Source organism: Neobacillus niacini, from assembly GCF_031457145.1.
In the GTDB taxonomy this organism is placed as follows: Bacteria; Bacillota; Bacilli; order Bacillales; family Cytobacillaceae; genus Neobacillus; species Neobacillus niacini_J.
The window spans coordinates 149444-161698 of record NZ_JAVDVZ010000001.1 but is presented as its reverse complement, the minus strand read 5'-3'; the positions used below and the strand labels follow the sequence as shown (position 1 = coordinate 161698).

The window sequence follows — 12255 nt, the reverse complement described above, 5'->3', positions numbered from 1 at the left end:
ATGAGAAATGGCTGAAGTAAATCCAGAAGTTCAAGAGTTTATGAAGAGCTCAATTGTAACCGATTACACAAAAGATATTCAACAATACAACTTAGGACCTCTTTGGGAAGCAATTCCTACAATTATGCACAAAACGCCAAAGCCTCAAGCTCAAGCTTATCTTTGGAGCGATGAATTAATTAAAAAGAAAATGGCTGAAGCAGCTCAAATCTTCACACCAGAACGCGGTGGTGAACGTCGTGCGATCTATTTCCAAAATCCTGGCTTAACTTATCGTGAACCTTGGGGATGGGGATCTACTACTCAAACGATTTATGCCGCTGTTCAAATGTTATTGCCTGGTGAAAAAGCGCCATCTCACCGTCACTCACAAAGTGCATTGCGCTTCATTTCTGAAGGTTCAGGTGCATACACAATCGTACAGGGTGAGCGTATTTTCATGGAAGAAGGCGACTTTTTAATTACTCCAAAGAATTTATGGCATGGGCATGCACATTTAGGGACAGAGCCTATGTATTGGATGGATGCCTTAGATATTCCTACTATTTACGCAATTGGCGGTACATTCTTTGAACCTTATGAAGATGGTTTACAGCAGCCAGATATTCCAGATAATTTTTCAGAGAGACGTTATCGCGGCGGCATGGTTCGTCCTGTTGGTGATGATAAATTCACAGTTGCACCACTTGCGAATTATAAATGGGACCGCACGGTAGAAGGAATTAAAGGACTGATGGAATTCGATCCAGATCCACATCACGGATATGCTGTAGAGTACATTAACCCATCTACAGGTAAATCCGCTAACCCGACGCTTGGCACCAGAATGCAGCATTTGCCACATGGTTTCAAAACAAAGGCATTACGCCATACACACTCAACTGTTTACCAAGTACACAAAGGTTCAGGTCACACAGTCATTAATGGCATTCGCTTCGATTGGAAAAAAGGAGATTACTTCGTTGTTCCAAACTGGGCTTGGTATGAACACTCTGCATCAGAAGACTCTTACCTATTCTCAGTAAATGATTTACCAATTATGAACCGTTTCGACCTAGAACAAGAGCAATCGTTCGATGAAAATAACGGCCACCAAAAAATTACTGGTGAATTTAAAGCGGACTTCCGTTAATTGAATACCCAAACAAGAGCGGCTCCGATTAGGGTCCGCTCTTGTTGAATATTTACATATCTGTAATCCTGATATCCGCAATGGCTGCAATCGGGATACGGTGTACTTCTTCAAAGTGATCGACGATATGAAGCTTTAGCACCATTTCATCCCAATAATGAATTTTTCCAATGACGATTTCATAATTACGATTTCGATAATGAGTAATGGTAACGAATTGATCGAATTCGATTGCTTCAGATAAGGTCGCATTCATGACTTCGAGCTGCTGTTCATCCATTTCTTTTTGCTCTTCATACTGATCTTCCTTTACCCAATCCCTGAGCAAATTGATGTGTTCAGGAAGCATCATCGAAACCCATTTAATCCTTCCTCGGTCACGAATCATCTTCTCTAGTCCCTCCCTTACCTTTTATGACCTCCAACAAGCGTGGCCCGATGCTTGGCGGTTCCAGCAGCTGTATAGGAAACAGCCCGTAATAGGGAACCTGAGCCAAAACGTCTGCGGACAGAATCAACCACATAGCCAAGCTCCCGTCGCTTTACCGCACCCATGTCAAAAAGATCGAGCTGAAACTCACGGTCATCGACGATATTTCCGATGCTGATCGCAATTTGCCTTACCGTCTTTCCTGTATAATGTTCGTGAAATAATTCGAGACAGACACGGTATAGTTCCATGGTTACATTTGTTGGCTGCTTAATCGTTCTTGAGCGATGAAAGCCCCCACCCAGTTCATCTTGGCTGTAGCCAATGCTAAGGCTAATCGTCCTGCCGGCTTTACGGCGAGATCGCGCTCTCCGGGCAACTTCTTCACACATTTCTAAAATCACATGCTTTATGTCTTCTTCCTCTTTATAATCTCTTAAAAGAATTTGGCTTTTTCCAAAGCTTATTTGCCCCTCAATCAGGGGGGCTCCCAAGTCTGAAAGGTCTACTCCCCAAGCATGATGGTAAAGCTGATTGCCCATAATTCCAAATTTCTTTTCCAGCGCTTCTAAATCATAGCGCGCAAGCTGACCAACCGTGAAAATGCCCATCCCATTTAATGTTTTTTCAACACGCCTGCCAATTCCCCACATTTCTCTCAGCGGTGATACGTTCCAAAGCTTTGTCTGGACGTCCTCGTACATCCATTCGGCAATTCCATGCTTCTTTGCTTCAAGATCAAGGCAAAGCTTCGACAGTAACATATTAGGACCGATTCCAACCGCACAGGGAAGCTGGAACTCACGTTCAATATCATTCTTTATTTTTGCTGCAATCGTAAAGGCATCCCCCCACAAATGAAGTGCTCCATCCACCTTAATAAAACTTTCATCAACGCTGTACGTGTGGATGGCTTCCTTTGGTACATAACGATTAAACACGCGGGTAATTTCAGTAGAAATACGCAAATAAGTGGCCATTTTCGGCTCGACTACTTGAATGCGGGGATCATCAGGAATCTCAAATAGCCTGGAACCTGTTTTAATTCCAAATTCTTTCTTCAAACGCGGTGAAGCGGCAAGCACAACACTTCCATTCCGTTCTTTGTTACCGGCCACAGCTAAATAGCAAGTCAAGGGATCAAGACCAAGCATGACAGCAGAACAGCTTGCATAAAAGCTCTTCATGTCTACGCATAAAATTTGATTGTGCGGTAACGTGCTGTAATCAATCATGGCTTTTCCTTCCTTCACCTCAAATTATCGAACATCCGTTCTTTATATTATATACACATCTTAAACGAATATACGTTCGCTTTCAATGGAAATTTTTTGACAGATTTCATGGTTTTGGTTATTTTCTTAAATGGCTATTGGAGGAAAAAGCGGTATAATTATGAGTGAGGTGCAGGTAAATGGAGAAAAAATTGATCATCAAAATGATAAAGAATTGTTTTAAACAATATTATTCCGAAGTGGATTCCCTGCCAATGAACAGTAAAGATTTAGAGGAACTAGCGGATAAGATTATTCAAATAAAAGTAGAACAACCCGCTGTAGATTTATACGAGGCTGTAAATGATACGGTATATGAATTTTTAACAGGATAATCACTTCAAATCAAAAAAAACCGCAAATCGCGGTTTTATTTTTTGTTAAACGCCTTTTTCCCAATCCGTTCAAAAAGTCTTGGAAAGAGAACATATACGACGCTGCCCATATTCATCCAGCGCGGCAGGTTGATCTCCCTCGTTTTCGTCAGCATGCTGTCAACGACTTTCTTTGCCACATATTCTGGCTGCAGCATATATCTTTTAACATTTTTAACATACGTGCCTTTTTCATCGGCGATGTTAAAAAAGTTCGTTGCAATCGGTCCAGGATTCACAGATGTCACCCACACATTGTAATCACTAAGCTCCATCCGGAGAGAATTGGTGTAGCCAAGAACGGCATGCTTGGTAGCAGAGTAAACACTCGATTTTGGCGTAGCGATTTTCCCTGCCTGGGAGGCGATGTTTATAATATGTCCAAAGCGGCGTTCGCGCATTTTGGGCAGAACCATGCTAGTACACGCCATCAGCCCAACAACATTGACATCGAACATCCCTTTGATTTCAGTCATTGTTGCTTCATGGGCTTCACGGAAAACACCGAATCCCGCATTATTCACAAGAATATCAATATGGTCAATTTTTTCCAAAATCTTGTTGAAAACTTCCTTTACTTTATCCGTATCAGAGACATCTAATTGATAGACATCTACCCTTACTTGATGCTTCTGCTGCAATTCCGTTTGCAGCTGATTCAGCTTTTCAATGCTGCGTGCGATGAGGACAAGATTAGCACCACTCGCTCCACAAAGCTTGGCAATTTCAGCACCTATTCCCCCGGAGGCACCGGTAATAACAATATTTTTACCTTTAAGTTGTTCTCTCGCCATATATTACACCTCATCTAGCTTGATAAAGGACAGGGTGATTATCCTTAATACTAATAATCTCACCGATAGAGGCTAAATAGTCAAGCTGCCCTACTGTTTCCGATAGTGTCAGCATTAATTCACGCTTGTATGCGGACGGAAAAAGACGTTTGCAAAGTGCAAATACGGTTTGCTGATCTTCTTTAAGCCAATTATTGACCTTCATCGCCCTTTCATGTTGGTGAATCAGCCTTTTTTCAATCAACTCTTTTAGTTGAAAAACTTCATCCCCGTGACCTGTGTAGACAAACTGAATTGGATAAGACAATAGTTTCTTCATCGAGTGATTATGCTGCAGCTGAGGCTTCGGTCTTTCTTTTTCACCAGGCGCTGGCGTCTCAAGGAATGGGTTGGGTGAAATATGTGCAAGAATTAAATCGCCTCCAATGAGTACCCCGTCTTTTTCTCGAAAAAGAGCAATTTGACTCTGGGCATGACCAGGGGTCTCAATGACCGTCCACTCACTTAGTCCAGGCGGATTCATCCCTTCACTCAGCTCTCCCGTCAAGGAGCGATTACAGGAATACTTCAGTGTATGCCTTAACATGGAACGAGATGGAAAAAGTTCTTGTGGTAAACCATAGTCAAGAAATTGTGCACCAAAAAATTTCTCTTGTTCTTCAAAAAATGCATCCGTTGGATTGATCCATCTTTCATTTAGAGAGTGACCATATACCTCGATGTTATCTGATAAAAAATCCAGCATTCCAACATGATCAACATGATGATGGGTAATAATTACCTGTTCAATATCATCCGGTGTTAAGTGTAAATCAGCCAGCTGCTTCTTGAATGCCACCCATGACTCTTTTGTCTTCACACCACAATCGACAAGTGTCAAACGCTCTCCTTTAATTAAATAGACATTAACATCCCCGACCGCAAAAGGAGTCGGCAAGTTTATTTTTGTAATACCGTCTTTCCATTCGCTCATTCAAAAAACTCCTATCATTTTTTGACAATTATATATAAGGTAAAGTGTAGCGATTTTCTTGCTCATTGTCATTATTTCTGCATAATTGATTCAAATAAATAAAAAATTCTGCAATTTTATCCCTTGACAGACAGGGTGTATATCAAGCATAATCACTAGTAAAATTTGATTCGTAAATTGCAATGACTGAGACCAGTAAATGAAAAATGGCGAAAGAGAGTGAAGTCCACCGGCTGTAAGGCTTCGCAGCCCTCTTTATCATTGAACCTACCTTACGAGCACTTAGGAAAACCTAACGTAAATCCGGCGTTATCGGAGTCGAGTGAACCCTGACTATTATTTGTTAGCAGGGTAAATGAAGGTGGTACCGCGGAAGATAAGATAGACCTTTCGTCCTTTTTTGGATGAGGGTCTTTTTGTGTTTATTAAGATATTTTGAGGAGGCTATTATTTTTGAAAAAACTAGTGTTTATCGGTGCAGGTTCGATGGCAGAGGCATTAATTTCAGGGATTCTTGAGAATAAATTAATGGATAGAAAAAATGTTTGGGTTACCAATCATTCAAATGCCGAGAAATTAAAGAAGCTAAGCGACACTTATGGTGTCCGTACAACCTATGATTTAAACGAATTATTTGCAGGAGCAGACATGGTCATACTATCCATGAAGCCAAAGGATGCTGCAACAGCCATTCAATCTATTCGGGAATATTTAACGGAACAAATGCTGGTCGTTTCTGTATTAGCTGGAGTGTCCATTAGTACCATGGAAACATTGGCAAGACTACCCATTGCCATTGTAAGAGCAATGCCGAATACATCCGCAGCTGTTGGGAAATCAGCCACTGCAGTTGCTGTCAATAATCGTGTTACCTCCGAACAAATTGAATTAATGAAAAACCTGTTTGGAACGGTCGGCTTGACTACTTTTGTCGAGGAGGAGCAGCTTGACGCCGTAACAGGACTTTCAGGCAGCGGACCTGCTTATATTTATTACCTTATTGAAGCCATGGAAAAAAGTGCAGTGGATGTTGGGCTCAATAAGGAAATGGCAAGTGAGTTAATTGTGCAAACCTTAATTGGGGCTGCCGAAATGGTGAAAAACTCCACAAAATCAACTGAGCAATTACGCAGGGATGTTACCAGCCCAGGGGGAACCACAGAGGCTGGGGTCAAGGTGCTTGAAGAACATCGAGTGCAACAAGCGTTTATTTCTTGTATTAAAGCTGCAACGGCACAATCGAAAAAAATGGGAGCTGACTTACGTTCAAAGCTAGAGGTTACAGAACCAACTACCTAATTTGGATGTTTAGTTCTATTCATTTAAACTAGTTATAAAAAATTGGGAAGTGTACGCAATGCTAACCATTTTATTTTCTATGGGAATCCTTGTCTGGATTGTGTTTCTCCTAGACGGATTACTAGGTTTACGAAAAATGGACGCTTTAGAAGCTGAAGAAAGCTTAGAAAATGGACCTTTGTTATCGGTCATTGTTGCTGCCCGCAATGAAGAAATTCAAATTAAAGACAGTGTCCTTAGTCAGTTAGAGCAAACATACAGAAATATTGAATGGATTCTCGTCAACGATCGATCAACCGATGCCACTGGGCTTATAATGGAAGAGTTAAAAAAAGAAGATATGCGCGTTTCCGTTATTCATATTGAGGAATTACCAGAAGGCTGGCTTGGAAAAAATAACGCCTTATATAGAGGATTCCTTCAAGCCTCTGGGAAATGGATTTTATTTACCGATGCTGATGTAAAATTTGAAAAACAGGCATTCGCCAAGGCGCTTCATTATTTTGAAAGGCATAAGCTAGACCATTTAACAGCTGCCCCAAACTTGAGCGCAAAAAACTTTTGGCTTAAATCATTTGTTGCCTTTTTTATGTTTGGATTTTCCTATTTTAAACGACCTTGGGCCGCCAATAACCCAAAATCAAAAATTGGGACTGGAATTGGCGCCTTTAATCTCGTTACGAAAAAAGCATATGAAAGCTTTGGAACACATGAAATGGTAAAAATGCGACCGGACGACGACTTGCAGCTTGGAATGAGAATGAAACAATCTGGTTATCGTCAAAGAATTGTCACGGCACTTAGGCTGATTGAGGTCGAATGGTATGGAAGTTTGCAGGAAGCTTTTGTCGGGCTGGAAAAGAATACATTTGCCGGATTACATTACCGGGTAAGCATGGTGTTTTTTGCAGTATTCGGTGTATTTATTACCAATGTCCTGCCCTTTATTACGATTTTTTCTTCTGATAAAATTGTCGCCATGTTGAGCTTAGGAGTCATTTTTTTAAGTGGAATCCACTACGTACTGGTCATTAAAAAAATGACCATCTTCTCTCCTGCTATGTTTCTAGTGTTACCGGTGACTGCTCTCTTGTTTATCTATTCAATCATCCGTGCCAGCTGGCTAACCTATAAACGCGGCGGCATCATGTGGAGAGGCACACTGTACAAGTTAAGCGAGTTACGGGAAAAGGAGTAGGGGGTTATTTTTGGGGGGTTAGTTTTAGGTCTAATAGTAATCTGGAGTGACCCGAAACTCTTTTCTGTAATGGGTTCGGTCGCTCCAGCTGGTCTGCATTGACCCAAAACTCTTTTCTGAATCGGGTTCGGTCACTCCAGCTGGTCTGCATTGACCCAAAACTCTTTTCTGAATTGAGTTCGGTCACTCCAGTTGGTCTGCATTGACCCAAAACTCTTTTCTGAATCGGGTTCGGTCACTCCAGCTGGTCTGCATTGACCCAAAACTCTTTTCTGAATTGAGTTCGGTCACTCCAGCTGGTCTGCATTGACCCAAAACTCTTTTCTGAATCGGGTTCGGTCACTCCAGCTGGTCTGCATTGACCCAAAACTCTTTTCTGAATTGAGTTCGGTCACTCCAGCTGGTCTGCATTGACCCAAAACTCTTTTCTGAATCGAGTTCGGTCACTCCAGCTGGTCTGCATAGACCCAAAACTCTTTTCTGAATCGAGTTCGGTCACTCCAGCTTGCCGTGACCCGAAACTCATTTTTGGACCGGTTGCGGTCACTAAAGGTGGTCGATAGTGACCGGCAGCTTCATTCATATTAGGTTTGAATCACTATAGATAGTGGTGTAAAGACCGGCTCATAATGTATGTCCTAAACAATATCCCACAGATACATTTATTTACTCGGTATGTTTATTTCTTTAAAGTCTTCGGCAATGTCCGTATTCGTAAAGATTTCCTGTGCTTCCATCACGAGTTCACGCCACTCCTGACGATCGTAACGTGAGCTAATATGGGTTAGACAGAGCTGCTTGCTGCCAGAGCGCCTAGCCACTTCTGCGGCCTGGTGAGTGGTCGAGTGGAAATAATCAAAGGCAAGCTGCTCTTCCCCTTTTGAAAAAGTGGCTTCATGTATTAACAAATCAGCGTCCTTTGCCAATGAAATAGCATTATCGCAGTATCTTGTATCGCCAAGAATAGTCACAATCCGTCCCTTTTGATCTGGACCTAGGTAATCTTCAGGGATGATGACTCTGCCATTTTCAAGCGTCACACTTTCACCTTCTTTTATTTTTCGAAAGATAGGACCCGGCTGTACTCCGGCTTCAACAAGCTTATCAGCCAAAAGAGTCCCAGGTTTGTCTTTTTCGACAATGCGATACCCATATGAGGGAATGCCGTGCTGAAGCAGCCGTGCTTCTACACGAAATTGTTCATCTTCAAAAATAATTCCCTCATCAATTTCTATAATCTTTAACGGATATTTTAAGTAGGTTTGGCTGACAGAAAGACTTATCGTTATATATTCTTTTATACCTTTTGGACCGTAGACGATTACTTCTGATTCACCGCCTTGAAAAGAACGACTCGCTAATAAACCAGGAATACCATAGATATGATCGCCATGAAGATGAGTGACGAAAACTTTCTCGATTCTGCGAGGTTTTATGGATGTATGTAAGATTTGATGCTGGGTTGCTTCACCAGCGTCAAATAACCAAATCGCGCCGCGCTCTTCGAGTAATTTTAAGGCAATTGAAGTGACATTGCGAAGCTTTGCAGGAACACCAGCACCCGTTCCTAAAAAAAGGATATCCAACCCAACTCCTCCTTTTCGGTATAATGTTACAAATAATATAGCATATCACTTGCACAAATGCCCTATATCCGTGGTATTCTCTTTTAAAGGGATTTAGATTTCAATACATGCTTCAGTCGATTTTTGCTAAATCTAAATTGAATACATATTAAGGAGAGGTAATGACAGTGGAACAATCAAGAAATATGACATCATTAATCATGATTTTCGGTGCAACAGGAGATTTAGCTATTCGAAAGCTCTTTCCCTCCCTTTACCGCTTGTTTCAAAAAGGAAAGTTAGATAAATTTGCGGTCGTTGGTGTAGCCAGGAGACCATTATCAACTGAAGATTTTCAAAATTCTGTGAAGGAATCTGTTTTAAACGCTCTAGGTAAGAAAGATAAAATCGATGAGTTTGTGTCTCATTTCTACTATCAGTCACATGATGTAGCGGATTCCAGCTCTTATTTAGCTCTAAAAGATTTGGCAGAACAGATTGATGACCAATATGAGTTAGAAGGAAATCGAATTTTTTACCTTGCGATGGCACCTGAATTTTTCGGTCCAATTGCCTTACATTTAAAATCTGATGGATTAACAGATGTTAAGGGGTACAAACGTCTTGTAATTGAAAAACCATTCGGTCATAATTTAGAATCTGCAAAAGAGTTGAATAAGCAAATTCGAACTGCTTTTTCAGAGGAAGAGGTTTACCGAATTGATCACTATTTAGGGAAAGAAATGGTTAGGAATATTGAAGTTATTCGTTTTGCCAATGCCATTTTTGAACCTTTATGGAATAACCGTTATATCTCCAATATTCAAATTACCTCCAGTGAAGTACTCGGAGTAGAAGAACGCGGCCGTTATTATGAAACAAGCGGAGCCCTTCGGGATATGGTGCAAAACCATATGATGCAGATGGTAGCACTGCTTGCAATGGAACCACCGATAAAGTTAACAACAGATGAGGTCCGTTCTGAGAAAGTAAGAGTGTTTCGTTCATTAAGAATGATTAAGGGTGAGAAGGTAGATAAATATTTTGTCCGGGGGCAATATGGTGCCGGAATGGTCGAGGATGAACATGTGCCTGAATACCGTGCCGAGACAATGGTGGATAAGGAATCAAACACAGAAACATTCGTAGCTGGAAAAATTATGATTGATAATTTCCGCTGGGCAGGAGTTCCATTTTATATCCGTACCGGAAAAAGAATGGCAACAAAATCAACGAAAATCGTTGTTCAATTTAAAGACATTCCGATGAACCTTTATTATCAGCCTGAAAAACTGTTAAATCCGAATCTACTTGTGATTCATATCCAGCCAGAGGAAGGAATTACGCTTCATCTTAATGCTAAAAAAGCTGGCGGCCATCTTGATGCCCAAGAAGTTAAACTAAGCTTTGCCAATACAGGAATTCACGCTATGAATACCCCTGAAGGATATGAAAAACTCCTTTATGACTGTATGCATGGAGATGCGACGAACTTTACACACTGGGATGAGGTTGCATACTCTTGGGCGTTTGTAGATAATATTTCTGAAGTATGGGAAAAAAACAAGGCAAAATACTATCCAAACTATCCATCCGGATCAATGGGTCCAGAGGCTGCAGATAAGCTATTAGAAGAAGACGGTTTCTTCTGGTGGCCAGTTAATGCTTTAGATGTTGATATTTGTAAATAGAGGCTCTTTTCTTAAACTTTGTTGCTTTTTGAACAAAATTTTATGATTGTTTAAGTTTCTGCAGAAAATAGAATAAATTTATTAAGAAAAGATCCTGCAAGCTAAATTCATAAACGCAAAATAACTATTTCCACGTTAAAATCGGCTTTAAGATTTTAACAGCAAGTATTACGGAAACAGCCTAAATAAAAAAAAGGCTCCGCTTTTGTTATTCCAACAATAGCGGGGCCTTTTACTCTTCTTCTTTATTTTTTTGCGGGAAGGTGCGAAGAAAATCTTTATTAAAACTAGTTCCTGTTCCCACATTATCAGCATTGTCCACTTTTCGCGTGCCGGCATTTTCAATGATATGTTTCCCATATTTATCACGTAGAGTAGTAAGGGTTTTAAGTAACGGCTCTTTTTTGGCATCTTTTTCAAAAGAAAACAAATCAAGCTGCTTAAAAGCTAATTCTTGCTCCACTAAATCATATCCTGTAATGCCTAACAATCGGACAGGGTTCCCATTCCAATGCTTGAGAAAAATCTGCTTTGCTAGTGTTGCGATGTCTTCTTTATGTTGAATGGGATTGGAAAGTTTTTTACTTCGTGTTATTGTTTTTCGATCTTTAAAACGGATTGTGATCCCTAATGTGGTTGCAAGGACATTTTTTCGTTTAAGCCTTACTGAAACAGTTTCAGCCAATGATTCCAATACCCGATACAACTCTTGTTGATTACTCGTATCTTTTGGCAAAGTCGTTGAATTCCCAATACTTTTAAACTCCGAAACCGCCTCAGGGTCTACAGGTCGATTATCGATTCCATTTGCCCTTTCCTTTATTCGAATACCATTAATACCAAGCAGTGATTTCAGTTGTATCTCATTTCCAACAGCTAACTCCCCAATCGTGTGAATCCCAATGGTCGTTAGCTTCTCAGCTGTTTTTTTACCCACACCATGCATTTCATTCGTATTTAACGGCCACAGCACTGATGGGATATCCCGCTTGCGAAGGATTGTAATTCCCATTGGTTTTTTCATATCAGAAGCTGTTTTTGCTAAAAATTTATTAGGCGCGATTCCAATGCTGCACGGCAAATCCAGTTGTTCGAGGACCCTTTTTTGAATACTTTGAGCGATTTCGATTGGACTGCCCAATTCATAAGAATCCGTTATATCCAAATACCCTTCATCAATCGATACAGGTTCCACCAGTTCAGAATAATTTCTCAGGATCTCAAACATAGCAATCGACGCAGTCCGATACCGCTCAAAATTGGGCTTCCTCACAATTAACTGCGGGCAGAGCTTCTTCGCTTCCCATAGTGGCATAGTCGTCTTGACACCAAATTTTCTTGCTTCATAGCTGCAAGTAATAATGATTCCCCGTCGCTCCTCGACGTTTCCAGCAACGGCAAGTGGCTTGCCCTTAAGCTCAGGGTCATAAGCCATCTCCACAGAGGCATAAAAGCTATTCATATCTACATGTAGTATGACTCTTCCCTTTTTTGGATACATTTCCTTCATGGTCGCACTTCCTAA

12 protein-coding genes are annotated in these 12255 nt (G+C 40.9%); 5 read left to right on the top strand and 7 right to left on the bottom strand.

Annotation, left to right across the window (positions count from 1 at the left end):
* Positions 1-7 precede the first annotated feature (7 nt).
* Positions 8-1132: a cupin domain-containing protein gene (locus J2Y03_RS00840; RefSeq protein ID WP_310189899.1), complete on the top strand. Its 1125-nt coding sequence runs from the start codon at positions 8-10 to the stop codon at positions 1130-1132.
* 52 nt (positions 1133-1184) lie between these two features.
* Here J2Y03_RS00840 and J2Y03_RS00835 read toward each other — a convergent pair whose 3' ends face one another.
* Together J2Y03_RS00835 and J2Y03_RS00830 are read right to left on the bottom strand one after the other, a co-directional pair.
* Positions 1185-1520, bottom strand: coding sequence for a YolD-like family protein (locus tag J2Y03_RS00835; protein WP_310189897.1), 336 nt, complete (start codon positions 1518-1520; stop codon positions 1185-1187).
* Between the two features lie 17 nt (positions 1521-1537).
* A complete protein-coding gene (locus J2Y03_RS00830; RefSeq protein WP_310191278.1) occupies positions 1538-2797 on the bottom strand; it encodes a Y-family DNA polymerase in 1260 nt (419 codons plus the stop codon).
* Positions 2798-2976: 179 nt separating this feature from the next.
* On the opposite strand from J2Y03_RS00830, the gene J2Y03_RS00825 reads away from it, so the two are divergent.
* On the top strand, positions 2977-3171 hold the full coding sequence (locus J2Y03_RS00825) for a YqzH family protein (protein ID WP_132089870.1): 195 nt from the start codon (positions 2977-2979) through the stop codon (positions 3169-3171).
* Between the two features lie 35 nt (positions 3172-3206).
* Here J2Y03_RS00825 and J2Y03_RS00820 read toward each other — a convergent pair whose 3' ends face one another.
* Both J2Y03_RS00820 and J2Y03_RS00815 read right to left on the bottom strand, forming a co-directional pair.
* Positions 3207-4004 carry an SDR family NAD(P)-dependent oxidoreductase gene (locus J2Y03_RS00820; RefSeq protein ID WP_132089873.1) on the bottom strand — a complete coding sequence of 266 codons (798 nt, stop codon included), beginning with the start codon at positions 4002-4004 and terminating at the stop codon, positions 3207-3209.
* 10 nt (positions 4005-4014) lie between these two features.
* Positions 4015-4977: an MBL fold metallo-hydrolase gene (locus tag J2Y03_RS00815; protein ID WP_310189895.1), complete on the bottom strand. Its 963-nt coding sequence runs from the start codon at positions 4975-4977 to the stop codon at positions 4015-4017.
* Between the two features lie 453 nt (positions 4978-5430).
* Between J2Y03_RS00815 and proC the strand changes: the two genes are divergently transcribed.
* Positions 5431-6276 (top strand): pyrroline-5-carboxylate reductase, encoded by an 846-nt coding sequence (proC, locus tag J2Y03_RS00810; RefSeq protein ID WP_132089879.1) that lies wholly within the window; start codon positions 5431-5433, stop codon positions 6274-6276.
* Between the two features lie 58 nt (positions 6277-6334).
* Positions 6335-7474 (top strand): glycosyltransferase family 2 protein, encoded by a 1140-nt coding sequence (locus tag J2Y03_RS00805; protein WP_310189893.1) that lies wholly within the window; start codon positions 6335-6337, stop codon positions 7472-7474.
* A gap of 391 nt (positions 7475-7865) precedes the next feature.
* On the opposite strand, the gene J2Y03_RS00800 is transcribed toward J2Y03_RS00805, so the two are convergent.
* Positions 7866-8000 (bottom strand): hypothetical protein, encoded by a 135-nt coding sequence (locus J2Y03_RS00800; RefSeq protein WP_310189891.1) that lies wholly within the window; start codon positions 7998-8000, stop codon positions 7866-7868.
* 136 nt (positions 8001-8136) lie between these two features.
* Positions 8137-9060 carry a ribonuclease Z gene (gene rnz, locus J2Y03_RS00795; RefSeq protein ID WP_310189890.1) on the bottom strand — a complete coding sequence of 308 codons (924 nt, stop codon included), beginning with the start codon at positions 9058-9060 and terminating at the stop codon, positions 8137-8139.
* Between the two features lie 200 nt (positions 9061-9260).
* Between rnz and zwf the strand changes: the two genes are divergently transcribed.
* Positions 9261-10730, top strand: a complete 1470-nt coding sequence (gene zwf, locus J2Y03_RS00790; protein WP_310191275.1) for a glucose-6-phosphate dehydrogenase — start codon at positions 9261-9263, stop codon at positions 10728-10730.
* 232 nt (positions 10731-10962) lie between these two features.
* On the opposite strand, the gene J2Y03_RS00785 is transcribed toward zwf, so the two are convergent.
* Positions 10963-12240 (bottom strand): DNA polymerase IV, encoded by a 1278-nt coding sequence (locus tag J2Y03_RS00785; RefSeq protein WP_310189888.1) that lies wholly within the window; start codon positions 12238-12240, stop codon positions 10963-10965.
* Positions 12241-12255 lie beyond the last annotated feature (15 nt).